Origin of the sequence: Micromonospora sp. WMMA1976 (assembly GCF_027497335.1) — a bacterium.
Lineage (GTDB): Bacteria > Actinomycetota > Actinomycetes > Mycobacteriales > Micromonosporaceae > Micromonospora > Micromonospora aurantiaca.
On record NZ_CP114912.1, the window covers coordinates 5,149,095 to 5,173,511 of the forward strand.

Annotated in this window: 23 protein-coding genes; 14 read left to right on the plus strand and 9 right to left on the minus strand. The window is 73.0% G+C overall.

Annotated elements, in window-relative coordinates; all coding sequences use genetic code 11:
* Positions 1 to 37 precede the first annotated feature (37 nt).
* Positions 38 to 460, plus strand: a complete 423-nt coding sequence (locus tag O7546_RS23610) for a hypothetical protein (protein ID WP_269697590.1) — start codon at positions 38 to 40, stop codon at positions 458 to 460.
* The gene (locus O7546_RS23615) at positions 453 to 875 is read left to right on the plus strand and encodes a hypothetical protein (protein WP_194800550.1); all 423 of its coding nucleotides are present in this window, start codon (positions 453 to 455) and stop codon (positions 873 to 875) included. Before O7546_RS23610 ends, O7546_RS23615 begins: the two co-directional genes overlap by 8 nt.
* A 25-nt stretch (positions 876 to 900) precedes the next feature.
* Here O7546_RS23615 and fabG read toward each other — a convergent pair whose 3' ends face one another.
* Both fabG and O7546_RS23625 read right to left on the minus strand, forming a co-directional pair.
* Positions 901 to 1,659, minus strand: a complete 759-nt coding sequence (gene fabG, locus O7546_RS23620) for a 3-oxoacyl-ACP reductase FabG (RefSeq protein WP_281600053.1) — start codon at positions 1,657 to 1,659, stop codon at positions 901 to 903.
* 61 nt (positions 1,660 to 1,720) lie between these two features.
* The gene (locus O7546_RS23625) at positions 1,721 to 3,373 is read right to left on the minus strand and encodes an alpha-amylase family protein (protein WP_281600054.1); all 1,653 of its coding nucleotides are present in this window, start codon (positions 3,371 to 3,373) and stop codon (positions 1,721 to 1,723) included.
* A 53-nt stretch (positions 3,374 to 3,426) separates the two neighbouring features.
* Here O7546_RS23625 and O7546_RS23630 point away from each other — a divergent pair, with 53 nt between their 5' ends.
* Together O7546_RS23630 and O7546_RS23635 are read left to right on the plus strand one after the other, a co-directional pair.
* Positions 3,427 to 4,023, plus strand: a complete 597-nt coding sequence (locus tag O7546_RS23630; RefSeq protein ID WP_194800548.1) for a DUF1349 domain-containing protein — start codon at positions 3,427 to 3,429, stop codon at positions 4,021 to 4,023.
* Positions 4,024 to 4,093: 70 nt separating this feature from the next.
* On the plus strand, positions 4,094 to 4,756 hold the full coding sequence (locus O7546_RS23635) for a DedA family protein (protein ID WP_281600055.1): 663 nt from the start codon (positions 4,094 to 4,096) through the stop codon (positions 4,754 to 4,756).
* 13 nt (positions 4,757 to 4,769) lie between these two features.
* Here the strand turns inward: O7546_RS23635 and O7546_RS23640 are convergent, their stop codons facing one another.
* From O7546_RS23640 to O7546_RS23655, 4 genes are all read right to left on the minus strand, one after another.
* Entirely contained in the window at positions 4,770 to 6,332 is a 1,563-nt protein-coding gene (locus tag O7546_RS23640; protein WP_194800546.1) for a cellulose binding domain-containing protein, read from the minus strand.
* Between the two features lie 142 nt (positions 6,333 to 6,474).
* Complete coding sequence (locus O7546_RS23645) at positions 6,475 to 7,899, minus strand: carbohydrate-binding protein (protein WP_194800545.1); 1,425 nt, start codon at positions 7,897 to 7,899, stop codon at positions 6,475 to 6,477.
* A 78-nt stretch (positions 7,900 to 7,977) separates the two neighbouring features.
* Positions 7,978 to 8,724, minus strand: coding sequence for a membrane protein insertase YidC (gene yidC, locus O7546_RS23650; RefSeq protein ID WP_194800544.1), 747 nt, complete (start codon positions 8,722 to 8,724; stop codon positions 7,978 to 7,980).
* Positions 8,725 to 8,850: 126 nt separating this feature from the next.
* The gene (locus O7546_RS23655) at positions 8,851 to 9,126 is read right to left on the minus strand and encodes a DUF6412 domain-containing protein (protein WP_091422448.1); all 276 of its coding nucleotides are present in this window, start codon (positions 9,124 to 9,126) and stop codon (positions 8,851 to 8,853) included.
* 206 nt (positions 9,127 to 9,332) lie between these two features.
* Here O7546_RS23655 and O7546_RS23660 point away from each other — a divergent pair, with 206 nt between their 5' ends.
* The 4 genes from O7546_RS23660 (at position 9,333) to O7546_RS23675 (ending at position 14,375) form a co-directional block, all read left to right on the plus strand.
* On the plus strand, positions 9,333 to 10,481 hold the full coding sequence (locus tag O7546_RS23660; protein ID WP_194800543.1) for a glutamate--cysteine ligase: 1,149 nt from the start codon (positions 9,333 to 9,335) through the stop codon (positions 10,479 to 10,481).
* Positions 10,482 to 10,522: 41 nt separating this feature from the next.
* Positions 10,523 to 11,905 carry an FAD-dependent oxidoreductase gene (locus O7546_RS23665; protein WP_281600056.1) on the plus strand — a complete coding sequence of 461 codons (1,383 nt, stop codon included), beginning with the start codon at positions 10,523 to 10,525 and terminating at the stop codon, positions 11,903 to 11,905.
* A gap of 78 nt (positions 11,906 to 11,983) precedes the next feature.
* Positions 11,984 to 13,405, plus strand: coding sequence for a WGR domain-containing protein (locus O7546_RS23670; RefSeq protein ID WP_194800541.1), 1,422 nt, complete (start codon positions 11,984 to 11,986; stop codon positions 13,403 to 13,405).
* A gap of 97 nt (positions 13,406 to 13,502) precedes the next feature.
* A complete protein-coding gene (locus tag O7546_RS23675) occupies positions 13,503 to 14,375 on the plus strand; it encodes an aminoglycoside phosphotransferase family protein (protein ID WP_281600057.1) in 873 nt (290 codons plus the stop codon).
* Positions 14,376 to 14,423: 48 nt separating this feature from the next.
* Here O7546_RS23675 and O7546_RS23680 read toward each other — a convergent pair whose 3' ends face one another.
* Entirely contained in the window at positions 14,424 to 15,233 is an 810-nt protein-coding gene (locus O7546_RS23680; RefSeq protein ID WP_281600058.1) for a DNA-formamidopyrimidine glycosylase family protein, read from the minus strand.
* Positions 15,234 to 15,511: 278 nt separating this feature from the next.
* Between O7546_RS23680 and O7546_RS23685 the strand changes: the two genes are divergently transcribed.
* From O7546_RS23685 to rocD, 5 genes are all read left to right on the plus strand, one after another.
* Positions 15,512 to 16,261 carry a cellulose binding domain-containing protein gene (locus O7546_RS23685; RefSeq protein ID WP_194800538.1) on the plus strand — a complete coding sequence of 250 codons (750 nt, stop codon included), beginning with the start codon at positions 15,512 to 15,514 and terminating at the stop codon, positions 16,259 to 16,261.
* A gap of 5 nt (positions 16,262 to 16,266) precedes the next feature.
* A complete protein-coding gene (locus O7546_RS23690) occupies positions 16,267 to 17,724 on the plus strand; it encodes an RICIN domain-containing protein (protein ID WP_194800724.1) in 1,458 nt (485 codons plus the stop codon).
* Positions 17,725 to 17,837: 113 nt separating this feature from the next.
* The gene (locus O7546_RS23695) at positions 17,838 to 18,716 is read left to right on the plus strand and encodes a thrombospondin (RefSeq protein ID WP_194800537.1); all 879 of its coding nucleotides are present in this window, start codon (positions 17,838 to 17,840) and stop codon (positions 18,714 to 18,716) included.
* A gap of 289 nt (positions 18,717 to 19,005) precedes the next feature.
* A complete protein-coding gene (gene ddaH / locus O7546_RS23700) occupies positions 19,006 to 19,821 on the plus strand; it encodes a dimethylargininase (RefSeq protein WP_281601181.1) in 816 nt (271 codons plus the stop codon).
* Complete coding sequence (gene rocD / locus O7546_RS23705) at positions 19,821 to 21,035, plus strand: ornithine--oxo-acid transaminase (protein ID WP_269698155.1); 1,215 nt, start codon at positions 19,821 to 19,823, stop codon at positions 21,033 to 21,035. The genes ddaH and rocD overlap by 1 nt, the downstream gene beginning before the upstream one ends.
* A gap of 80 nt (positions 21,036 to 21,115) precedes the next feature.
* On the opposite strand, the gene O7546_RS23710 is transcribed toward rocD, so the two are convergent.
* Entirely contained in the window at positions 21,116 to 22,264 is a 1,149-nt protein-coding gene (locus O7546_RS23710) for an FHA domain-containing protein (RefSeq protein ID WP_135241854.1), read from the minus strand.
* Positions 22,265 to 22,492: 228 nt separating this feature from the next.
* Here O7546_RS23710 and O7546_RS23715 point away from each other — a divergent pair, with 228 nt between their 5' ends.
* A complete protein-coding gene (locus O7546_RS23715) occupies positions 22,493 to 23,257 on the plus strand; it encodes a hypothetical protein (protein WP_194800536.1) in 765 nt (254 codons plus the stop codon).
* Positions 23,258 to 23,308: 51 nt separating this feature from the next.
* On the opposite strand, the gene O7546_RS23720 is transcribed toward O7546_RS23715, so the two are convergent.
* Entirely contained in the window at positions 23,309 to 24,361 is a 1,053-nt protein-coding gene (locus tag O7546_RS23720) for an acyl-CoA desaturase (protein WP_269697595.1), read from the minus strand.
* Positions 24,362 to 24,417: the final 56 nt, after the last annotated feature.

Sequence of the window (24,417 nt, forward strand, 5' to 3'; positions counted from 1 at the left end):
CCGGCGGGCGAGCCGCTACTACACCGGTTAGTAGGCTGTGCCGGTGAACGACACCGTGTCGACGACCAGCGCGGCGGCCGCCTCCGCCTCCCCGGTGGACGGGCCGCTCGCCACGGTCGCGATCGTGATCTCGCTGGCGGTCGCCGTCTGGGCCCTGGTGGCGGCGGTACGCCACCGGCCGCCGGACCGGATCCAGTTCGCCGGCCTGGCCGTGCTGGAGGTGGCGCTGCTCGCGCTCACCGTGACGGCTCTCGTCGCGCTCGGCGGCGGCGAGCGGCCGGGCGAGCCGGGCGCGTTCTTCGGCTACCTGGCGACGCTCGTCTGCCTGCCGCCGCTGGCCTGGGTACTGGCCCGGATGGAGCCGACCCGCTGGGGCTCCGGCATCGTCTGCGCGATCTGCCTGGTCACGCCGGTGGTGGCGGTACGGCTCCAGCAGACCTGGGAGGTCCTCGGTGGCTGACCCGACGACCGCGAACGAGCAGCGCGCCACCAACCGCGGCCCGGGCCGGCTGCTGATCGCCGTCTACATCGTGTTCGCCATCGCCGCGACCTCGCGGGCGAGCTTGCAGATCGCCACGAAGTTCGACGAGGCGCCGGTGGCGTACCTGCTCTCCGCGGTCGCCGCGCTGATCTACATCGTGGCGGCGGTCGGGCTGGCCCGGGCCGGGCACGCCGGCCGCCGGGTCGCGCTCGCCTGCTGCACGGTCGAACTGGTCGGCGTGCTCGGGGTGGGCGTGCTGAGCATCGCCGACAAGGAGCTGTTCCCGGACGAGACGGTCTGGTCCGACTTCGGCAGCGGCTACGGCTACGTGCCGCTGGTGCTGCCGGTGCTCGGCCTGTTCTGGCTCTGGCGCACCCGGCGCGACCCCGCCTGAGCGGGCCCGCGCCGGGTCGGGCCGGTCAGTCCTTCGGACCGCCGGCGACGTAGATGACCTGGCCGGACACGAAGGACGCGCCCTCGCTGGCCAGGAACGAGATGGTGTGCGCGACGTCCTCCGGGCGGCCGGGACGGCGGACCGGGATCTCGGCTGCGGCGTGCTTCTGGAGGTCGTCGAAGTCGACCTTCATCCGCGCCGCGGTGGCGGCGGTCATGTCGGTGACGATGAAGCCCGGCGCGACCGCGTTGACAGTCACCCCGAACGGGCCCAGCTCGATCGCCAGCGTCTTGGTGAAGCCCTGGAGACCGGCCTTGGCGGCCGAGTAGTTCGCCTGGCCCCGGTTGCCGAGCGCGGACGTGCTGGACAGGTTGACGATCCGGCCCCACTTCGCCTCGACCATGTGCTTCTGCGCGGCCTGGCTGAACAGGAACGCCCCGCGCAGGTGCACGCCCATGACCGTGTCCCAGTCGCCGTCGGTCATCTTGAACAGCAGGTTGTCGCGCAGCACGCCGGCGTTGTTGACCAGGACGGTCGGTGCGCCGAGTTCGGCGGCGATCCGCTCCACGGCCGCCTCGACCTGGGCCCGGTCGGACACGTCGGCGCCGACGCCGAGCGCCCGGCCGCCGGCCGAGCCGATGGCGTCCACCGTCTCCTTGGTCGCGGACTCGTCGATGTCGACCACGGCGACGGCCATGCCGTCGGCCGCCAGCCGTCGGGCGGTCGCCGCCCCGATGCCGCGCGCGGCTCCGGTCACGACGGCGACGCGGGGCTCCTCCGACATGCTTACCTCCCGGTAACTTGTGGCTCGATCGAAGGAGCTTAACCCGCCGGTACGCCGCCCCCTACCGCTCGTGTCCCCGGCAGAGCCGGATCCACCGGTAGCCGTACCCGGCGAGCTTGAGCCGGTCGAGCTTGCCCACGTCCTCGTAGTTGCGGTCGCTGAGCACGTCGATCGGCAGGTCCGCCTCCGGCGCCAGCGCGCTCAGGTCCACCTCCACGTCCTCGGTCCCCAGGTTGTGCAGGAAGACCATGGTCCCGGTACGCCCGTCGGCACGGTGCGCGAGCACGCCCGGGGGCATCGGCACGTCGATGTGGGTGGTGCTGCCCGAGCCGGTCTCCGGCGCCTCCCGCAGCGTCCGGATCATCCGCTCGAACCAGCCGAGCAGCGACCGCGGGTCCTTGCGCTGGGCGGTCACGTTGACGTTCTGGTAGCCGTACTCACCCTTGTCGATCACCGGGCGGACCAGCTTCTCCGGCTCCGCGGTGGAGAAGCCGGCGTTGTCCGCGTAGGACCACTGCATCGGGGTGCGGATCGCGTCGCGCCCGTCCAGCGTCAGGTCCTCCCCCATGCCGATCTCCTCGCCGTAGCGCAGCACCGGCGTGCCGCGCAGCGAGAACTGCAGCGAGTACGCCAGCTCCATGTGCCGGCGGTCGTTGCCCAGCATCGGCGCGAGCCGACGGCGGATGCCCCGGCCGTAGAGCTGCATGTTCTCGTCCGGACCGAACTTCGCCAGCACGTCGTTGCGCTGGTCCGCGGTGAGCCGGGACAGGTCGATCTCGTCGTGGTTGCGCAGGAACGTGGCCCACTGGCCGCCGGTGGGCAGCTTCGGGGTGTCGCGCAACGCCTCGATGATCACCTCCGGGTCCTCGCGGGCCAGGGCGAGCATCAGCCGGCCGTTGAGCATGAAGTCGAACAGCATGTGGATCCGGTTGCCCGAGCCGCTGCCGTCGCCGAAGTAGACCGGCAGCTCGTCCGGCTCGACGTTCGCCTCGGCCAGCAGGACCGAGTCGCCGCGCCGCCACTGCACGTGCTGACGCAGATCGGTGAGGAAGTCGAAGTCCTTCGGCGAGTTCGGGTTGCCCGGTTCGGTGCGCTCGATGATGAACGGCACCGCGTCCATCCGGAAGCCGGAGACGCCGAGCTGGAGCCAGAACGAGGTGATCTTCTTGATCTCCGCGCGGACCTTCGGGTTCTCGATGTTCAGGTCCGGCTGGAACTTGTAGAAGCGGTGGTAGTACCACGCCTTGGCGGTCCGGTCGTAGGTCCACGTCTCGTGCTGCTCGCCCGGGAACACCATGCCCTGGTGGCGGTCGGCCGGCTCGTGGTCGGCCCAGACGTACCAGTCCCGGTACGGCGAGTCCGGCGACGAGCGGGCGGACTGGAACCACGGGTGCTGGTCCGAGGTGTGGTTGACCACCAGGTCGATGATCACCCGGATGCCCCTGTTACTCGCCTGGTGCAGCAGTTCGGCGAAGTCGCCGAGCGTGCCCAGCCGCGGGTCGACGTTGTAGAAGTCGGTGGCGTCGTACCCGTCGTCCTTGTTCGGCGAGGGATGGATCGGGTTGAGCCACAGGCAGGTCACGCCGAGCCGGGCCAGGTAGTCCAGCCGGCCGATCAGCCCCTGGAAGTCACCCACCCCGTCGCCGTCGGAGTCCGCGTACGTGTCGACGTCGAGGCAGTAGACGACCGCCTCCTGATACCACCTGTCACCCATGCGAGGACTACTTCTCCGAACGCGCGCGACGGCAAACCCGGTACGGTGCTCCGATGAGCGAGGAGGCGTACGACTGGTCCGCCGGCACCTGGCTGAACCCGCCGGAGCGGGCCGAGCCGGTAGACGGCGGCGGCCTGCTGGTCGAGCCGCACGGCGGCAGCGACTTCTGGCGGCGCACCAGCTACGGTTTCGTGCACGACGACGGCTCGGCGCTGCTCGCGCCGTTCGGCGTGGACAGCGCCGTGGAGGTGTCGTTCGTCCTCGACTACACGGCCCAGTTCGACCAGGCCGGCGTGCTGGTGCGGGTGGACGACCGGCGGTGGACCAAGGCCGGGGTGGAGGTGAGCGACGGCGCGCCGCAGGTGGGCGCCGTGGTCACGGACGAGTTCTCCGACTGGTCGGTGGCGCCGGTGCCGCAGTGGTCGGGCCGGGAGGTGACGGTCCGGGTGAGCCGGGCCGGGGACGCGCTCACCGTACGGGCCCGGTGCGCGGACGAGCCGTGGCGGCTGGTGCGCGTCGCGCCGCTCGACCCGGCGGCGGAGGCGTCGGCCGGCCCGTACTGCTGCTCGCCCAGCCGGGGCGGGCTGCTGGTCCGCTTCACCGGCTGGCGGCGGGGTCCGGCGGACGCCGCGCTGCACCCCGAGGGCTGAGTCACAGGTGTGACACCGGCCGGTCCGGGTAAAACCTTCGGATCTCCGGCTCTCGCGTGGAAGGACCGACATGGCCCTGGCCCAGGACGTCGACCCGAACCAGTTCACCGGGCTGACCGGCTGGGTGGCGAGCGTGATCGACTCGCTCGGCGCGGTCGGTGTGGCGCTGCTGGTGGCGCTGGAGAGCATCATCCCGCCGATCCCGAGCGAGATCGTGCTGGCGATGGCCGGCTACCTGTGCGCCGAGGGGCGGTTCAACGTGGTGGTGATCGTGGTCGCCGCGACAGTCGGCTCGCTGATCGGCGCGCTGGTGCTCTACTGGCTGGGCGCGGCGCTCGGAGAGGACCGGCTCAAGCGCTGGCTGGACCACATCCCGCTGGTCGACCTGGAGGATCTGGAGAAGGCCGACCGCTGGTTCGAGCGGCACGGCCGGTGGGCGGTGCTGATCGGCCGGGTGGTGCCTGTGGTGCGCAGCCTGGTCTCGATCCCGGCCGGCGCCAACCGGATGCCGCTGGGCGAGTTCATCCTGCTCACCACGCTCGGCAGCGGCGTGTGGAACGCCCTGATCGTCGGCGCGGGGTTCGCCCTCGGGTCGCGGTGGGAGGACGTCGACAGGTACAGCCAGTGGTTCAACTACGCGATCTTCGCCGTCTTCGGCTTCATGATCGTGAGCTGGGCGGTGAAGAAGGTGCGCCGGCGGCGCGCCCGGCAGTCGGTGACCACCGGGCGCTGACCGCCGCGCGGGCTCAGAAGCCCGCGGTGATGCCGGTGAACTCCCAGGTGTTCTGCGCGATGCCGGAGCAGTTTGCGACCACGCCGCCGCCGGGGCAGGGCCGGTCCCGGTTGACCGACCAGAACGTGAACCGGGCCAGGCCGCGGGCCTTGGCCCAGTCGCGGATCTGCGTCCACGTGGCCGGCGAGGTCAGTTCCTGCTGGTCGGAGAGGCCGTTCATGCCGGACAGGCCCATGTGGGCGTACGCGGTGGCGTCGGACCAGCCGAACGCGTTGCGCAGCGCGGTCTTCAGGCCCTCGGCCGCGTTCACGGTGTTCTGGTACATGTTCGCGCCGCCGCCGAAGTCGAACGGCATGATCGTGAACACGTCGATCCCGGTGCCCTTCGCGGCGGCCTGGTTGATCAGCCGGGTGCCGTAGTACGACGGCCCGGTGGTCGAGGTGCCGAACGTGATGATGGTCTTGATCCCCGGGTTGTTCTGCTTGACGATCTTCAGGGCGTCCAGGATGCGGTCCTGCACCACCTCGTTCTCGAACTCGTCGCTGTTCTCGATGTCGATGTCGATCGCCTTCAGCCCGTACGCATTGATGACCTGCTGGTACGCGCCGGCCAGGGCAGCGGCGGTCGAGCAGTTCGGGCCGAGCTTGTTGCCGCTCCACCCGCCGAAGGACGGGATGACGTCGCCGCCGGCCGCCTTGATCGCGGCGATGGTGGCGGCGTGCGTGCCGCCCGTCAGCGGCCCGGTGCCGTCCCAGGCCGGGGTGCAGCCGCCGCCGGAGAGCACGAACGCGATGGTGAACCACTTGATCCCGGTCGCGCCCATCACGGTGGCGGGCGCGGGCGGGTCGCCCCAGCCCGGGTAGAGGTAGGGCGCGGCGGCCATGACACCGCCGCCTCCACCGGTGCAGCCGCTCGTGGTGGCCGCGACCGCCGCCGACTTCGCCGACTCGCCGCTGCCGTTGTACGCGGTCACGGTGTAGCTGTGCCCGCTGCACGCGGCCAGCCCGGAGACGGTGGCCGAGGTGCCGGTGACGGTGGCCCTGACGGTGCTGCCCTCGTACACGCGGTAGCCGGTGACGGTCCCGGAGACGGCGTTCCAGGCGAGTGCGACGGAGGACGCGGTGGTGCCGGTGACCCGCAGGCCGCCGGGGGTGGCGGGCGCGCCCGGGTTGCCGGGGTTGCCGCCGGTGCAGGAGGCGCCGTTCACTGTGCAGTTCACCGGGTCGCCGGTGCCGCTGACGACGAAGCCGAAGCTGGTGCTGGCGCCCGGGGCGAGCGCGCCGTTCCAGGACTGGTTGACGGCGGTGACGTGCTGGCCGGAGGTGGTCAGGCGGGCGTCCCAGAACGAGCCGAGCGTGCTGCCGGACGGCAGGTCGAACTGGACGTTCCACGAGGAGATCGCGGCGGAGCTGTCGTTTGTGACGGTGAACCGGGCCTCGTACCCGCTGCTCCAGCTGGAGGTGCGGACGAAGGCCGCGGTGGCGGCGGAGGCGGGCGGGGCGGCGAGCAGGGCACCGGCGACCACTGCTGTGGTCAGCGCGGCGGCGAGCGTCGCCAGGCGGGGGCGGAGTCTCACGGCGTCCTCCAGGGGACGGGCGGGGGTGGAGAGGAATTCACAACCGTCGACGTGCGCCTATTATTAGGAGTGTTAACTGTTTCTGTCCAGCACCGGTTCGACGCGGCCCGGACCGGTGGGTCCGGGCCACGCCCGGCCGCGCTCAGCGGCGGAAGGTGAACCAGTTGACGTTGACGAAGTCGGACGGCTGGCCGCTGCTGAACGTCAGGTAGACGGTGTGCCGACCGGTCACCGCGCCGACGTTGCCCGGCACCGAGCGCCAGGTCTGCCAGCCGCCGGTGTTGCCCACCGCGAAACTGCCGATCGGGGGCGCGGTCGGGCTGTCCACCCGGACCTCCACCAGCCCGCTCACCCCGGACGCCGCGCCCGAGGCGACCCGGGCCACGAAGTCGCGCGGCGGCGTGGAGCCGAAGTCGACGTTGTCGTAGCGGGCCCAGTCGCCGTTGGCGAGCCAGCCGATGTCCTGGCCGCCCTCGGAACACGTCTCCACCTGCACGCCGTTCTGCGCGTTGAACGACTCGGCCTGGATCGTCGCGTACGGGTCGCGTACCCCGCCCGGCGGCGGCGTGGTCGGCGTCGGCGACGGGTTGCTCCCGCCGCCGCGGGTGTAGACGGCCACGTAGTCGACGAGCATCGACCGGCCGGACACGGTCGAGGCGGTGGGCGTCGCCGAGCCGGCCACGCCGTCCGGGAAGCCGCCGCCCATCGCCACGTTGAGCAGCAGGAAGTAGCCGGCGTGGTTGGTCATCTGACTCCAGTACGGCTCACCGATCTGGTTCTGCCCGACGGTGTGGAAGAGCTGGCCGTCGACGTACCAGCGCAGTTGCTGCGGGCTGACCGAGGCGTCCCACTCGAACCGGTAGGTGTGGAACGCCGACTGGCAGGTGCTGCCCGGGCAGGCCCGGGAGGCGCCGATGCCGTTGAACTCCCCGCACGGACCGCCCGGCGCGACGCCGCAGTGCAGGACGCCCCAGACCGAGTTGATCCCGTTGACGTTCTCCATCACGTCGAACTCGCCGATACCCGGCCAGTTCTGGTAGTTGCCCCGGTACGGCGAGCCGAGCGCCCAGAACGCCGGCCAGTACCCGGACGCCGCCGCGCCTGTCACATTCGGCATCTGGATCCGGCCCTCCAGGGCCAGCACGCCGCCCGACGGCGGCTTGAAGTTCGCCCGTACCGTCTCGATCCGGGCCGAGGTCCAGCGGCCTGCGGAGTCCCGCAGCGGCGTGATGCGCAGGTTGCCCGAGCCGTCGTGGGCCAGGTTGGCGGTGCTGGACGTGTAGGTCTGGATCTCGCCGGTGCCCCAGTTGGCCGGGCCACCCGGATAGCTGGTGCCGGTGTCGATGATCCAGTTGGCGGACGAGGGCAGCGTGCCGGCGGAGCCGATGAAGTCGTCGCTCCACACCAGGTTCCACCCGGACGGCGTCGGGGGCACCGCGGCCTGGGCGGTCATCGAGACGCCCGCGAGGGCTGTGGTGAGCGCGAGGACGCCGGCGGCCGGGGCGAGCCGGCGGCGTGATCGGGGCACGGTGGCGGAGGCGGCCGCAGCCGCCGGGATCGGGTTCATTCGGGGTGCCTCTCTGCGGGGACGGGTCCGGGAGAGCGCTCTCTGAGAGCGATTTCTACGCGCCCGCCCCCGCACTTGTCAACGCTTGTCGATGGCCTCCGCCGGCTGCGGCCGACGCAGCACCACCTGCTCCAGCGCCGTCCACGCGGTGGTGGTGACCAGATAGAGCACCGCCGCCAGCGGCACCACGAGCGCCACCAGCACCGTGCCGTACGGCAGCAGCGGCAGCACCCGCCCGAGCACCGCCGCGCCCGGACCCTCGGTCGGCGTCCCGGCCACCGTGCCGGTGGCGGCCGCCGCCCGGCGCATCCGCCGCGACGACCACCAGGCCAGCGCGAGCAGCGCGGCCAGCAGCACGCCGAACACCAGCGGCACCGGGCCGGCCAGGCCGTCGCCGAGGTGCCACCCCAGCGGTACGCCGGCGAGCCGCTCCCCCAGCAGCTGCGGCGCGCCGTCACCGGTGGCGAACAGGCGGTACATGACCAGGAAGAACGGCGCCTGCAACAGCGCCGGCAGACAGCCCGCGACCGGGCTGGCCCCGGCGTTGCGGTAGAGCGCGAACAGCTCGCTCTGGAGGCGGGCCGGGTCGTCGGCGTACCGGCGCTGGAGTTCCCGTACCTCGGGGGCGAGCGCGGTGCGGCGCCGCTCCCCGCGGATCTGGGCCACCGTCAGTGGTGAGATCAGCAGCCGGACGCCGACCGTGAACAGGACGATGGCGGCGGCCGTCGCGGCGCCGCCGGTGAGCGGGGCGAGCACGTCGGCGAGCCAGGTGACGACTGTGGCCGCGGCCGAGGCCGCGGAGTGCAACGGTGCGAAGGCGAGCATGGGTGGACCCCTCGATGGCGATTCCGGGTGTCCCGGGTGGCGACGTGCCGCACCTCGGGACGGATGACGACGGAATCGGCCGCGGAAGCCGGGGAGGGAGGCCCGCCGACGCGGGCCGGGAGGTGGCTACGCGGCCGAGGGGTGCAGGCCGGGTGCGCGGGGCCGCGGACGGCCCGGCGCGTCCGGGTCGACCTGCCGGGGCACCCCGCGACGGCGGGCGCGGGCACGCAGAGCGGCGGCGAACCGGGTGCCGGGCGGCGTGGGCAGCGCGCGGACCCGCAGCGCGAGCAGGGTGGCGAGCAGCAGCGCGGCGACGACCGCCGCACCGGCGAGCAGCCCGGCCGGCCGGTCGGCGAACAGGGCGAGGGCGTACGCCCACGCCCCCGTCAGCACCGCCAGCATCCCCGCCACACGGCCACCCTAGCCCGCCGTGTCACGCCCCGCGGGTCCGTGCGCGCACACCGGTCCGGCGCCCGGCCGACCCGGCCGGCGTACCCCGAACGGGCGAACCGGCCGACACGCCCACCGGCACGTTTCCCGAAACGGACACGGTGGGTAACAGATCCTCGACCACGCGGCACGGTGCCGCGAGCGGTCCGGAGGAGACGGTGGTGACGATGAGTGGCTCAGTGGCGGAGCGGGAGCGGAGCGCCGCATCGGGCGGAACCGACCTGCTGACAGTCGGCGTCGAGGAGGAGTTCCTGCTCGCCGACCCGCACACCGGGACCGCCGTACCCGCCGTCGACCTGGTCATGGAGCAGGTGCCGGCCGAGCTGCGCGGTCAGGTGGAACGCGAGTTCCAGACCAGCCAGATCGAGATCGGCAGCCCGCCCGGGCTGGACCTGTCCTCGATCCGGCACTCGCTGTCGATGCTGCGCGCCGAACTGGCCGACGCTGCCGAGCGGGCCGGCGTACGGCTGCTCGCGATCGGCACCGGGCCGGTCGACGGGCCGGTGCCGCCGGTGGTGGACAAGCCGCGCTTCGACCGGATGATCGAGCGGTTCCGGCTGCTGGTGCCCGGTCCCGGCAACAACGGCATGCACATCCACGTCGGCATCCCCGATCCGGACACCGGTGTGCAGGTGCTCAACCACGTCCGGCCCTGGCTGCCGATCCTGCAAGCGGTCACCGCGAACTCCCCGTTCTCCCGGGGCGAGGACACCGGGTACGCGAGCTGGCGCTCGGTGGAGTGGGAACGCTGGCCGTCGGTCGCACCCACCCCGTTCCTGGAGTCGCACGAGCACTACGAGCGGCTGATCCGGCAGCTCATCGCCAGCGGCGTGATGCTGGACGAGGGGATGCTCTACTGGTACGCCCGCCTGTCCGCCAAGTACCCCACGGTGGAGATCCGCATCGGCGACGTCTGCCCGTCCGTGGACGACGCGGTGCTGGTGGCGGCGCTGGTCCGCGCGCTCGTCGCCACCGCGCTCACCGACATCGCCGCCGGCCGTCCGGCCGTCAACACCGACCACCACCTGCTGGTGGCGGCGCACTGGCGGGCCGCCCACGACGGGCTGGAGGGCGAGGGCGTCGACCTCACCGACGGTGAGCTGCGCCCGGCCTGGGAACTGCTGGACCGGCTCGTCGACCGGCTGCGCCCGGAACTGGAACGGCACGACGACCTGGACCGGGTGACCGACCTGCTGGGCGCGCTGCGGCGGCACGGCAGCGGCGCGGCGCGGCAGCGGGCGGTGTTCGCGCGTACCGGACGGCTCGTCGACGTGGTCGCGGACGTGGCACGGCAGACCCGTGGCTGAGCGGTCGTGCGGCCGCGGCCCGGCGTGACAGGATGGGCGACGTGGCCGAGCGCATGATCGTCATCGGTGGCGACGCCGCCGGCATGTCGGCGGCGTCGCAGGCGCGGCGCCGCCGCCGCGACCGCTCCGACCTGGAGATCGTCGCGTTCGAGCGAGGGCACTTCACCTCCTACTCGGCCTGCGGCATCCCCTACTGGGTGAGCGGCCTGGTGGAGGAACGGGACGAGTTGATCTCCCGTGATCCGCAGACCTTCCGCGACGAGTTCGGCATCGAGGTCCGTACCCGGCACGAGGTCACCGCCATCGACCTGGACCGCCGCGAGGTCCTCGCGCGGGACCTCGACGGCGGCGGCGAGGTCCGCGCCGGTTTCGACACCCTGGTGTACGCCACCGGCGCGTCCCCGGTGCAGCCGGACTGGGCACGCGACGACGTGTCGGGCGTGTTCGGCGTGCAGACGCTGGACGACGGCGCGGCGCTGATCGCCTGGCTCGAACGCGAGCCCCGGCCCCGGCGCGCGGTCGTCGTCGGCGGCGGTTACGTCGGCGTCGAGATGGCCGAGGCGCTCGTGCAGCGCGGGCTCTCCGTCCAGCTCGTGGAGCAGGCCGACCAGCCGATGTCGACAGTGGACCCGGACATGGGCGAGCTCGTGGCCGACGCGATGCGCGGCACCGGCATCGGCGTCCGCACCGGCCTCACGGTCACCGGTCTCCAGGAGCGGGACGGCCGGATCTCCGCCGTGGTCACCGACGAGGGGCCGATCCCGGCCGACGTCGTGGTGCTGGGTCTCGGCGTACGCCCCAACACCGCGCTTGCGGAGGCCGCCGGCCTGCCGATCGGTCCCTCCGGCGCGGTGCGGACCGACCGCCGGATGCGGGTGCCCGGCGTACCCGGTGTCTGGGCGGCGGGCGACTGCGTGGAGTCGCTGCACCGGGTCAGCGGCATGCCGGTGCACATCCCGCTCGGCACGCACGCCAACAAGCAGGGCCGGGTCGCGGGCATCAACATCGGCGGCGGGTACGCCACCTTCCCCGGCGTCATCGGCACCGCCGTCACCAAGGTCTGCGAGCTGGAGGTGGGCCGTACCGGGCTGCGCGAGCGGGACGCGCGGGAGGCCGGATTCGAGTTCGTGACGGTGCTGGCCCAGTCGACGAACCGGGCCGGCTACTACCCGGGCGCGCGGGAGATGACCGTCAAGCTGATCGCCGAGCGGCCCAGCGGGCGGCTGCTCGGGGCGCAGATCGTCGGCTGGTCCGAGGCGGCCAAGCGGATCGACGCGCTCGCGGTCGCGCTGTGGAACGGCATGACGGTGGACGAGATGACGGCGCTCGACCTGGGGTACGCGCCGCCGTACGCGCCGGTGTGGGACCCGGTGCTGATCGCCGCCCGCAAGGCCGTCGACGCCCTCGCCGCCGACGGCAGATGAGAAGTGTCGGTGGCCGGCGTTAGCGTGTGCGCGCTGTCGCGTTGCCGGTCCGGCACTTCCCCTCGGAGGTAACCCCCCATGTCGCAGGAGACGACCTACCTCGAACTGTCCGAAGTGGATGGTGGAGCGCACAAGTTCTACGAGGTGGTGGTCGACGACACCGCGATGACAGTGCGCTACGGGCGGATCGGCGACCAGGGCCAGGTGAAGACCAGCACCTACCCGGACAACGCCCGCGCCCGCGCCGCCGCCGCGAAGAAGATCGGCGAGAAGGTCCGCAAGGGGTACGCCCCGGCGGTGCCGGGCGTACGCCAGAAGCGCACTGTGTCGCGCCGGCAGATCGTCAGCACCCGCTCGACCGCCCGCACCGCCCCGGTCCTCTGGCGGTACGCCTCGGGCGCGCCGGCCTTCGGCATCTTCGTCGACGACAGGCACTGCATGGTCGGCAACGAGCACGGCGTGATCACCACGCTCGACCACGACGCCCGGCTGGTCAACCAGGTCCGGCTGCCCGACGGGGTGAAGTGCATCGTCGCCGACGACGCCTGGGTCTACGCGGGCTGCGACGACGGCAACGTCTACGACCTGTCCGGCAAGGTGCCCCGCGCGGCGTACGCGATCGCACCCGAGATCGACATCTACTGGCTGGACATCCACGACGGCGTGCTGGGCGTGTCCGACCGGGACGGCGGCATCTCGGCGATCGACCACGAGGACGAGTTCCTCTGGCGCCGGCCGGGGCGGGGCCGGTCGGCGTGGATGGTGCGCTGCGACGCCGACGCGCTCTACCACGGCCACTCGCAGGGAGTCACCGGCTACGACTGGCGTACCGGGCGCGAGCTGTGGCACACCGGCACCGGGGCGGTGCTGTTCGGCTGGCAGGAGCGGGACGCCGTCTTCGCCGGTACGGGCACCCGCGAGGTGGTGCGCCTGCGCAAGGACGGCCGGGCCGAGCAGGTCTACCGCTGCGACTCGGCGGTCTTCTCCTGCGCCACCGCAGAGGGCGGCCGGTACGTGTTCGCGGGCGACAGCGCCTCCTCGATCTACTGCTTCGACCAGGCCGGCAACCGGCTGTGGAAGCTCGGCACCGGCTGCGGCTCGGCGTACTCGATGCAGTACCACGACAACCGGCTCTACGTGGTCACCACGAGCGGCTACCTGGCCTGCATCGACGCGAGCGAGACGGCGATCCGGGCGGCCGAGGCGGGCAGCGTGCCCGACGTGGTCGACGTCAAGGCGCCGGCCCGGATGCCCGAGACGGCCGCCTGGACCTCGGTCGAGGTGACCACCGACGCGCGCGACGGCGTGCTGGTGCAGTGCGTCGAGCAGGGCGGCCGGCTGCGCGTGCACGTGCTCGCCGACGGCTACCGGCGGGACTGGTCGGTGCAGTTCCCCAAGGGCATCCGCGAGCCGGGCGCCCGCTACCTGGTGACCGAGGTCCGCGAGTCCGGCCGGGGCGGCTTCTACCGGGCGTACGGGGACATCCGCCGGCTGCGCTGACGCGCACCGGCGAGGCGCAGGGGCCGCACCGGCGAGCGCGAGACCGGCCCGGGGGGGGGGGACAGCGGATCGTCGCCCTACCGGTCAGGATGTCCGGATGCGGTGCGACATTCCCGAAGGGCTGCGCTGGGTCGAGCGGACGGAGGCCGGCCGGGCGTGGCTCGCGGAGCTGCCCGGCCGGCTGGCCCATTGCGTCGCGCGGTGGGAGCTGACGGTCGGCTCGCCGTTCGCGTACGCGTTCGCCTCGCTGGCGCTGCCCGCGACGCTTCCGGACGGGACCCGGGCGGTGCTGAAGCTCCAGTACCCGGACGACGACAGCGTCCACGAGGCCACCGCGCTGGCGCACTGGGACGGGCGGGGTGCGATCCGGCTGCTCGGGCACGATCCCGGCCGGCGCGCGCTGCTCGTCGAGCGGTGCGACCCGGGTACGCCGCTGCACTCCCTGGCGGCCGACGCGGCGCTCGACGTCGCGATCGGGCTGCTGCCGGGGCTCGCGGTGCCGGCCGGCGCGCCGTTCACGCCGCTGGCCGAGGAGGCGGCCGGCTGGGCGGACCGGATGCCCGGCAACTGGCGGCGGGCCGGCCGCCCGTACGAGCGACGGCTGCTCGACACCGCGCTCGGGCTGCTCGCCGACCTGGCGCCGAGTCAGGGTGAGCAGGTGCTGGTCAACCAGGACCTGCACGCGGGAAACATCCTGGCCGCCGGGCGCGAACCGTGGCTGGTGATCGACCCGAAGCCGCTGGTCGGTGAGCGGGAGTTCGCCGTGGTGCCGCTCGTGCGCGGCGCGGAGCTGGGCCACTCCCCCACGGCGGTCCGGCACCGGCTCGACCGGCTCAGCGCCGAGCTGGGTCTGGACCGGGAGCGGGTACGCGGCTGGGCGATCGGCCAGACGGTGGCCTGGAGCATCGGCGGCGACCAGGTCTTCCCCGGCAACGTCGAGGCGGCCCGCTGGCTGCTCGACGAGATGTGACAGCGCCGCCGCACCCGGAGCGGGCGCAGCGGCAGGTACGCCGAGAGGTCAGCCCGCCTGGCAGGTGGGGCACCAGTAGAGGTTGCGTCCGGCGAGCGCGCCCCGGCTGACCGGGGTGCCGCAGACGTGGCAGGGCGCGCCGGGGCGGCGGTAGACGTACACCTCACCGCCGTGCCTGTCCACGCGCGGCGCACGGCCGGTCACCTCCGGCAGGTCGGCGTCGCGCACCGTGTCGATCCGCCCCCGCTCGACCGCGCGGGCCATCAGCATCACGAGGTCCGCCCAGAGTTCGGCCCAGCCGGCCGGCGTCAGCTCCCGGCCGGGCAGCAGCGGCGGCAGCCCGGCCCGGAACAGCGCCTCGGTCACGAAGATCAGACCGGTGCCGGCCACCACCGACTGGTCGAGCAGCAGCGCGGCCAGCGGGGTGGGGCTGCGGCGGATCCGCGCGTACGCCCGGTCCGGGTCGGCGTCGGCGCGCAGCGGGTCGGGCCCGAGCCGGTCGCGCAGCGCCGCCACCTCGGGTGGGGTCAGCAACTCGCAGGCGGTCGGGCCGCGCAGTTCCAGCCAGTGCCGGTCGCTGTGCAGACGCAACCGCACCTGCCCGACCGGGGCCGGCGGCTCCCCCGGCCCGTCGGCGAACTTGCCGTACAGACCCAGGTGTACATGCAGCGTCAGCTCGCCCGCGTAGTGGTGCAGCAGGTGCTTGCCGTACGCCTCGGTGCCGTCCAGGACGGTGCCGCTCAGGCGGGCCGCGCCCTCGGCGAAGCGCCCCTGCGGGCTGTCGGCGTGCACCTTGTCGCCCGCGAACAGCTCGGCGTGCCGGGCGGCGAGGCGGTGGATGCTGTGTCCCTCTGGCACAACGGCCAAGCGTAGCCAGCAGGCCGCGCCGCCGGCGACGTCGGGTGCCGGGACGGCATTGAATCGACGGTCGTCTACTGAAAGACTGGCGGCGGCAGCGCTCGGGAGCCAGTGCGAGCAGCTCGATCTCGCCGGAGGGACAAGCGCGGGGTGATGCGCCACCCCGGTGCCGGGCAGTCGTCTCCGGCAAGTCCGCCGTGCCGCCGCGGCGGCGACATCGCGGTCCACCACCACTCCGGCGCCGACCGCCCCCGGCGCCCCCAGCTCGGGAGAGACAGATGCTCCGTACCCTCGGCGCGGCGCTGGCCGCCACCCTCGCCCTGACCGGCCTGGCCGCCTCGGCCGGTGCCGACCGGTCGCCCACCACCACGGCGATGACGCCCGCCACCGCGGCGACGCCCACCCCGACGCCCACGTACGCCTGCCCGCCGGCGCTGCCGGTCACCGGTCAGGCCACCGGGGCCACCACGACCAGCCTCACCATCACCTACTGGATGGTGCTCAGCCCGCCCTGCGGTTACGACCCGCCGCTGCTCATCAGCCTCTTCACCAGCCGCGAGGACGCCACCGCGTGGCGCGATCCGGTGGCCGAGGCCGTCACCGGGCCGGAACGATCCGGCACGGTGACCATCGGCGGCCTGGCCCCTGGTAGCGAGTACTGGTTCCGGTTCGGCGACACCAAGGGCACGCGGGATCCGTACGTGATCGGTGGACCGGCGCGCACGCTGTCGCTCTGCTCCGCGACCGCCACTGTCGACAGCAGGTGGGGCGGCGGCTTCGTCGCCACGGTGACTGTGCGCAACGGCGGCACCGAGCCGGTCCCGGGCTGGCTCGTCTCGTGGCGGTGGCCCGGTGACGAGCGCATCCAGTCGGTCTGGGGCGGGGTGGCCGAGGGCTCCGGCCAGGACGCCGCGGTCCGCAACGCCTCCTGGAACGGGACGCTGGCACCCGGCGCGTCGACGACGTTCGGCCTGCTCGTGGCGAGCAGCGCGACGCCCGCCGCGATCACGCCGGCCTGCGGGCGATGACCGGCATGCGGTGGACGGCACGGCACGGCGGTGCCGGCCGCCTCCTGGCGGCAGGGCTGGCGCTCGCCGTGGCCGTCGCGGCGACGGTGGTGGGCCCGGCGGCGGGTGCGCTGGCGGCCCCGGTGACCGTCCCGAACGGCACCCAGTTCACCGACACCAGCGGCGCCGTGGTGCACGCCCACGGCGGCGGTGTGCTCAAGGTCGGCGACTACTACTACTGGTTCGGCGAGAACCGCAACCCGGACAACACGTTCCGGGCGGTGTCCGTCTACCGCTCGACGGACCTGCGCACCTGGGAGTTCCGCAACCACGTGCTCACCCAGTCGTCGGCCGCGGAGCTGCGGGTCGCCAACATCGAGCGGCCGAAGGTCGTCTACAACGCGGGCACCGGCCGGTTCGTGATGTGGATGCACAAGGAGAACGGGTCCGACTACAACGAGGCGCGGGCCGCCGTCGCCTCGTCTGCCACAGTGGACGGGAACTACACGTACCACGGCAGCTTCCGGCCGCTCGGCCAGCACATGTCCCGCGACATCACGCTCTACAACGACAACGGCACCGCGTACATGATCTCGGCGGCCGACGACAACTACGACCTGCACATCTACCGGCTCACCTCGGACTATCTCAACGTGGCCGCCCTGGTGGGCAACTTCTGGGACGGCGCGCACCGGGAGGCGCCGGCGATGTTCAAGCGGGGCTCGACGTACTTCCTGCTGACCTCGGGGGCGACGGGCTGGAGCCCGAACCAGGCCCGGTACGCCACCGCGCCGAGCATCTCGGGACCGTGGAGCGGCTGGACCGACGTGGGCAACGGCACCACCTTCAACTCCCAGCCGGCCTTCGTGCTGCCGATCCAGGGCACGTCCGGCACCAGCTACCTCTACCTGGGTGACAGGTGGGCGGGCGCCTGGGGCGGCCCGGCGAACGACTCCCAGTACGTGTGGCTGCCGATCGCCTTCCCGACCGCCACCAGCATGAGCCTGACCTGGTATCCGTCCGTCACCGTCGACACGGCGGCGGGCACCGTCACCGGCAACTCGCCCACGTACCACCGGGTGACCGCCCGGCACAGCGGCCGGGTGCTCGACGTGATCAACGGCTCCACCGCGAACAACGCCGAGGTCAAGCAGTGGGGCTGGAACGGCGGCGGCAACCAGCGGTGGGAGTTCCAGGACGCCGGTGGCGGCTGGTTCCGCCTCGTCAACGCGGCGAGCGGCAAGTGTCTCGACGTCGCCAACGCGTCCACCGCCGACGGCGCCAACATCATCCAGTACACCTGCGGCAGCGGCGCCAACCAGCAGTGGCAGTGGGCCGCGCTCGGCGGCTGGTTCCAGTTGCGGGCCCGGCACAGCGGCAAGTGCCTGGACGTGGTGAACGCCGGCACCGGGGACGGCGCGGACGTCCAGCAGTACGCCTGCGGTACGGGCACCAACCAGCAGTGGTCACGCACCGTGTCGTGACCGTGCGGCGCGCCTGAGTGTGCGGAGCGGACCCAGGGGTGTCGATTTCGGCACACCTGGGTACTTCCTGCTTGTCATGCGCGGCCTCCGCGCCTGGATCAGGAGGTGCCATAGTGAAGATCCTGTCCCGCCGGAACTCTCCGGCGACCAGTACCGATACCAACGGCGACGGCGTGGTCGACGAGCGCGACCGGGCCGCCGAGCAGCCGGCCGACCGGCCCGTGGTCACCGACCGCGACGAGGAGCGGACCACGTACCGCAGCGCCGCCACCGCTACCGACGACGAGCGCGCCCGGGACGCGGCGACCGACCGGGACGCCCGCGACCTCGACGCGACGGCGGCCACCGACGGCCGGACGACGGCGACGGCCACCGACGGCCGGATCGCGACAGCCGACGACGAGCGGGACGCGGAGGCGCGGCGGCGGGCCGCGGACCGGGGTGCGGCGGCGCGTGCGGTCACCGGCCGCCGGGTCGACGCCGACACGCGGACGGCTCCGGTGACCGACGCCCGGACCGCCGGCGCGGTGCCCGTCGCCGAGCGCACCGCCGACCTGGACCGCGACGGCCGTCCGGACCGCACCGACCTCGACCGGGACGGCCGGCCCGACGGTACGGACACCGACCGCGACGGCCGGGTGGACCGCCCGGAGCCGTACACGACCAAGCGTCCCCGGGCCAGCCTGCTCGCCACGCTGGGCCTGATCGTCTCCGTGGTCGGGGCGATGTTCGTGCTCTCCGGCACGCTCGCCGGGTACGGCATCGGCGTCGGCGCGGCCGGCGCGGTGCTGGCGGTGCTGGGCCTGATCGCCACCCGTCGGCGGCACGTGGCCGGCAAGACCGACGCGCTGATCGGCATCGCGGTCGGCCTGGCCGCCGTGGTGCTCGGCATCGTGGCGATGACCGGCCAGTTCGACTGGCCGACCACCGACGGCGACTGGGTGGGCCGCTTCCGCGAGTGGCTCGACTCACAGTTTGGCGACTGGTTCTGACGGGCACTGTCCCGATCGCCGACGCAGGGCGTCGGCAGCCTGATCAGCTCCGGTGGTTCACCGGCCGGGCAACACCTCTTTCGGGGGCGGCGGTTCGCCGCCCCCGAAGTGTGTCCGGCGTCGGCGCAACGATCGCTCGTCGTTGACCGATTCAACGCAACGATCCGCTGCCGAACGCAACTTCCCACGGTGGATGTCGTCTACCCGGGCCGCATAACGTTGGATCACGGCGCCAGCCCGTGGGCCGACGGTGGCCGGGCGCGCCCGACCCTGGGAGCACGACATGACGATGGACGCCATCCGCCAGCGCTTTCTGATGTGCCGGCCGACGTACTTCGCCGTCGACTACGCGATCAACCCGTGGATGGACCCCACCGCCCCGGTCGACACCGACCTGGCGATCCGGCAGTGGGAGCAGCTCCGGCGCACGTACCTGGACCTGGGCCACGAGGTCGACCTGATCGAGCCGGTCGCCGGCCTGCCGGACATGGTCTTCGCCGCGAACGGCGGCACCGTGATCGACGGTAAGGCCGTGGCGGTGCAGTTCCGCGACCCGCAGCGCGCCGACGAGGCGCCCGCGTACCGCGCCTGGTTCGAGGGCGCCGGCTTCGAGATGTACGACCCGAAGCACGTCAACGAGGGCGAGGGCGACGTCCTGCTGGCCGGTGACCACCTGCTCGCCGGCACCGGGTTCCGCACCGCGCACGCCTCGCACGCGCAGCTCCAGGAGGTCTTCGGCTACCCGGTGATCACCATGCAGCTGGTGGACCCCCGCTTCTACCACCTGGACACCGCGCTGACGGTGCTCGACGAGCGCACCGTGGCGTACCTGCCGGAGGCGTTCTCCCCCGGCAGCCGGGCGGTGCTGCGCCGGCTGTTCCCGGACGCGATCCACGCCACCCTGGCCGACGCCGAGGTGCTGGGCCTGAACGCGGTGAGCGACGGCCGGCACGTGGTGCTGCCCGCGCAGGCCACCGACCTGGCCGCGAAGCTGCGCGACCGGGGTTACGAGACCATCGGGATCGACCTGTCCGAGCTGCGCAAGGCCGGCGGCGGACCGAAGTGCTGCACGTTGCGACTCCGTCAGGGAAAGGCGAGCAAGTGATCATCGACGACATGCTGCGGACTCCGTCCGCGGTCCGGGACGCGGAGCGTCACACGGCGCACAACTACCACCCGCTGCCCGTGGTGATCTCGTCGGCCGAGGGCGCCTGGCTGACCGACGTGGACGGCCGCCGCTACCTGGACTGCCTGGCGGGATACTCGGCACTGAACTTCGGCCACCGGCACCCGAAGCTGATCGAGGCAGCGCACACGCAGCTCGACCGGCTCACGCTGACCAGCCGTGCGTTCATCCACGACCAGTTCGCCGACTTCTGCCGCGAGCTGGCCGCGCTCTGCGGCAAGGACCTGGTGCTGCCGATGAACACCGGCGCCGAGGCGGTGGAGACCGGCATCAAGGTGGCCCGCAAGTGGGGCTACCAGGTCAAGGGCGTCACGCCGGGCCGGGCCAACATCGTGGTGGCGGAGGGCAACTTCCACGGCCGTACGACCACGATCGTCAGCTTCTCCACCGACGAGGACGCACGCGCCGACTTCGGGCCGTACACCCCGGGCTTCACTGTGGTCCCCTACGGCGACCTGGACGCGCTGACCGCGGCGATCGACGAGAACACGGTGGCCGTGCTGCTGGAGCCGATCCAGGGTGAGCAGGGCGTCGTGGTGCCGCCGGAGGGCTACCTGCCGGGTGTGCGCCGGGTCTGCACCGAACGCAGCGTGCTGTTCGTCGCCGACGAGATCCAGTCGGGTCTGGGGCGTACCGGCGCGACGTTCGCCTGCGAGCACGAGGGCGTCGAGCCGGACATGTACCTGCTGGGCAAGGCGCTCGGCGGCGGCATCGTGCCGGTGTCGGCGGTGGCCGCGAACCGCGACGTGCTGGGTGTGCTCCAGCCGGGCCAGCACGGCTCGACGTTCGGCGGCAACCCGCTGGCCTGCGCGGTCGCGACCGAGGTGGTCCGGCTGCTGGCGACCGGCGAGTTCCAGCGCCGCTCGGCCGAGCTGGGTGAGCGGCTGCACGCCGGCCTGCGCGGCCTGATCGGCAAGGGCCTGGTGGCGGTACGCGGTCGCGGGCTGTGGGCCGGGCTGGACATCGACCCGGCGCTGATGACCGGCCGGCAGGCGTGCGAGCGGCTGATGGAGCGGGGTGTGCTCGCCAAGGACACGCACGGCTCGACCATCCGGCTCGCCCCGCCGCTGGTGATCACCGAAGAGGAGATCGACCACGCGGTGGCGCAGCTCGCCGCCGTGCTCGCCGGCTGAGGCCGTACGCGAGAAGGCTCACTCCGTACGCGAGGAAGGCGCCGGGACCACGACGGTCCCGGCGCCTTCGCACGTGCCCGTCACTGACGCGGCAGCCGCATCGCCATCGTCGGTGCCTCGGCCATCACCGAGTTCGGGGTGTACTTCGCGTCGCTGGTCATGTCGTCGGCGCGGCCGACCTGCACGCCCGGGTACAGCTCGATCAGGTCGCCCTCGGCGAGCACCCGGGACTGCTGCGGCGCCAGCGCGATCCGCTCGTGCTCGGCCATCGAGCCGCCGGGGCGTACGCCGGAGCCGTTGGTGCTGGTGTCGGTGACCACCACCTCGCCCACCCGCAGCTCCAGGCGGATGTGGCTGCGGCTGATCCAGCGGCGGGCCTCGTCGTTGAGCCACTGGCCGAGCGTCACCCCGCCCGGGCCGTCCGGCGCCCGGCCGATCGCCACCGGCTCGGTCTCGGTGAGCACGAACCGCTTGCGGACCAGGCCGCCGATGCGCGCCGCGAGCACCGCGGTACGCGGGCGCGGGCCGGCGTCGGAGAGCCGCGCGCCGTGCCGGGGGCAGGTCGGCGCGCCGGTACGCAGCGTGGGCGGCGGCTGCTCGGCCGGCACCCGGTCCACGGCGGCCAGGTCGGCGAAGGCTCCGCCGCCCCCACCGCCGCCGAACAGCGCGCAGCCCGGCTCGGGACAGCGCCACTTCCGGGAGAGCACCTTGACGCCGGCGGGTGAGCGGCTCCCGGTGGCCGGGTCCTGGCCGCCGCCGACGTGCGCGATGAAGACCGGCCCGCCGGCGCCCGGCACCGGGGCGAGCACCCGGCCCGCCTGCGCGACCCACGGGTACCGCCCGACGAGCCCGTCCAGCCGCGCCCGGGTGAGCACCGGCAGGCCGAGCAGGTCGGCCACCTCCAGCATCCGGTCACCGGGCTGGTCGAGCACCTCCACCAGGCCGTCGTCGGCCCACCGGCGCACCACCATCCGCTCGTTGGACGTCAGGTCGGCGTCGGACAGCAGCGCCCGGTGCACGATCGCGTAGACCGGGACGCTGTCCTCGCCGATCTGCCGGGACAGCGCGTCGATCACCATGCCGAGCCGCAGCAGGCTGGCCGGGCGTCCGCCGTCCAGGTTCTGCCAGCGGATGACCTCGGCCAGGTCGACCACGGCCCGGGCCAGCGACGGGTCGGTGCAGACCCGACCCTCGATGGCGTCGAGCACCTTGCTGATCTCGAATCTCATGCCGCAGCTCCGCACGATGTCGTCCCGTGACGCGGCCGGGGCCGTTCACCCCGCCGCGCCGCGCGCCACCACCGCGACGCGCCCTCCACCATGCGACGACCCTACCGGCCACCCCCGCCGGAGGCCTCGCCGCGCACCGCGGAAAAGGGGCGCACGCCACCCGGCGGGTGCCGTTACATTGATCGTCCGGCCCCGGTGCGGGGCCCTCTTCGCGGAGGAACATCACTGATGACGAAACGACGGCTGGCGACCACGGGGGTCGCGCTCGTCGCGGTGCTCGGCCTCGGTCTGACCGGATGCGGCGACCGGACCGGAGCGGACGCGCCAGCCGAACGGGCCGCGGCTGCGGGCTCCGCGAGCCCGGCGACGACGCCGCGTGACGAACTGACCGCCGCCATCGGGAAGCTCAACGAGCAGACGCTGCGGGTCAAGCTGGACTCGGCCATGCTCACCGCGCACGGCGTCACCGATCCGCGGGCCCGCACCATGCAGACCACCCTGACGATGGCCGCGTTCGGTGAGGTGCGGATGCTGGTCATCGGCAACGACACCTGGGTCAAGTTCGACGGTGCGCTGGGCGAGCAGCTCGGCGGTTCCCGGAAGTGGCTGCGCATGGACACCGGCGACGGCGTGATGCCGGTGGACGACCCGGGCGGCGTCAAGAAGCTGCTCGCCGCGGTGGTCGACGTCCGCGGCTCGGGTGACCGCTCGTACGCCGGGACGCTCGACTACACGCGCAGCGGCGCCACCGGGAAGGCGCTCACGGCGGCGGGCGACAAGGCGAAGGCGCTGCCGTTCACCGCGACCGTCGACGAGCAGGGGCGCCTCAGCACGTTCAAGATGGACATGACTCCCATCGATGCGTCGCTCGGCGAGATGTCCGTCGCCTACTCCGAGTTCGGCACGCCGGTGAAGCTGAGCCCGCCCGCCCCCGGCGCGGTGGAGGAGGCACCTGCGGCAATCGCCGCGGCCTTCTCGGGGTCCGGGTCCTGACCTGACGCCGGGCGGAGGCGCCCCCACTCGCCCCCGCCCGGCCCGCCGCGCTCAGGCCGCGCGCAGCGGCCGGCCCACGTCGTGCAGGTGCGCCAGGGCCTGCCGGTACGACTCGAACAGCCCGGTCTCCGCGTACGGGACGCCCTGCTCGGCGCAGTACGCCATCACCAGCGGCCGGGCCCGGCGCAGGTTGGCGCGCGGCATGTTCGGGAACAGGTGGTGCTCGATCTGGTAGTTGAGCCCGCCCAGCGCCAGGTCGACGAACCGGCCGCCACGGACGTTGCGCGACGTCAGCACCTGCTTGCGCAGGTAGTCCAGCTCGTCGTCGGCGGTGGGCATCGGCATGCCCTTGTGGTTCGGGGCGAACGAGCAGCCCATGTAGAGGCCCCACAGCCCCTGGTGCACGGCGACGAACAGCAGCGCCTTCGCCGGTGACATGACCGCGAACAGCAGCCCGAGGTAGCCGGCGGCGTGCACGGCGAGCAGCAGCGCCTCCACGGCCCGGTGCCGCATCGGCACCCGCCACCGCCCGTCCGGTTCCCGGCCGACGAGCGCCTGCACGCTCGCCACGTGCAACGCCAGCCCTTCCAGCAGGAGCAGCGGGAAGAACAGCCACGCCTGGCGGCGGGCCATCCACCGGCTCAGGCCACGCGTGGCCATCGCCTGCTCGTACGTCCAGACCAGCGCGCCCGCGCCGACGTCCGGGTCCTCGTCGGTGTGGTTCGGGTTGGCGTGGTGCCGGTTGTGCTTGTCGACCCACCAGCCGTAGCTGAGCCCGACCGCGAGGTTGCCGGCGACCAGTCCGGCCGCCTCGCTCGGCCCACGCCGGCGGAACATCTGCCGGTGCCCGGCGTCGTGGCCGAGGAACGCCACCTGCGTGGTGGCCACCGCCATCACCACCGCCAGCGGCACCTGCCACCACGAGTCGCCGACGAGCGCCACCACGACCCAGCCGGCCAGGAACGCACCGAGCGTGAGCGCGATCCGCAGCGCGTACCGGCCGGGCCGCCGCTCGAACAGCCCCGCCTCGGCGATCCGGCGGGACAGCCGCGCGTAGTCGCTGCCCCGCCGAGCCGCGGGTTCCGTCGACGTGGAAGTAGTCATGTCGCCCCCGATGCCGCGAGCCACGCTCCGTACGCGACTCTCCGTCACCGATTTTG

Coding starts and splice junctions, on each gene's coding strand:
- fabG (WP_281600053.1), bottom strand. CDS start 1,659: ATGTCGGAGGAGCCCCGCGTCGCCGTCGTGACCGGAGCCGCGCGCGGC.
- O7546_RS23625 (WP_281600054.1), bottom strand. CDS start 3,373: ATGGGTGACAGGTGGTATCAGGAGGCGGTCGTCTACTGCCTCGACGTC.
- O7546_RS23630 (WP_194800548.1), top strand. CDS start 3,427: ATGAGCGAGGAGGCGTACGACTGGTCCGCCGGCACCTGGCTGAACCCG.
- O7546_RS23635 (WP_281600055.1), top strand. CDS start 4,094: ATGGCCCTGGCCCAGGACGTCGACCCGAACCAGTTCACCGGGCTGACC.
- O7546_RS23645 (WP_194800545.1), bottom strand. CDS start 7,899: ATGAACCCGATCCCGGCGGCTGCGGCCGCCTCCGCCACCGTGCCCCGA.
- yidC (WP_194800544.1), bottom strand. CDS start 8,724: ATGCTCGCCTTCGCACCGTTGCACTCCGCGGCCTCGGCCGCGGCCACA.
- O7546_RS23655 (WP_091422448.1), bottom strand. CDS start 9,126: ATGCTGGCGGTGCTGACGGGGGCGTGGGCGTACGCCCTCGCCCTGTTC.
- O7546_RS23670 (WP_194800541.1), top strand. CDS start 11,984: ATGTCGCAGGAGACGACCTACCTCGAACTGTCCGAAGTGGATGGTGGA.
- O7546_RS23675 (WP_281600057.1), top strand. CDS start 13,503: ATGCGGTGCGACATTCCCGAAGGGCTGCGCTGGGTCGAGCGGACGGAG.
- O7546_RS23685 (WP_194800538.1), top strand. CDS start 15,512: ATGCTCCGTACCCTCGGCGCGGCGCTGGCCGCCACCCTCGCCCTGACC.
- O7546_RS23690 (WP_194800724.1), top strand. CDS start 16,267: ATGCGGTGGACGGCACGGCACGGCGGTGCCGGCCGCCTCCTGGCGGCA.
- ddaH (WP_281601181.1), top strand. CDS start 19,006: ATGGACGCCATCCGCCAGCGCTTTCTGATGTGCCGGCCGACGTACTTC.
- O7546_RS23710 (WP_135241854.1), bottom strand. CDS start 22,264: ATGAGATTCGAGATCAGCAAGGTGCTCGACGCCATCGAGGGTCGGGTC.
- O7546_RS23715 (WP_194800536.1), top strand. CDS start 22,493: ATGACGAAACGACGGCTGGCGACCACGGGGGTCGCGCTCGTCGCGGTG.
- O7546_RS23720 (WP_269697595.1), bottom strand. CDS start 24,361: ATGACTACTTCCACGTCGACGGAACCCGCGGCTCGGCGGGGCAGCGAC.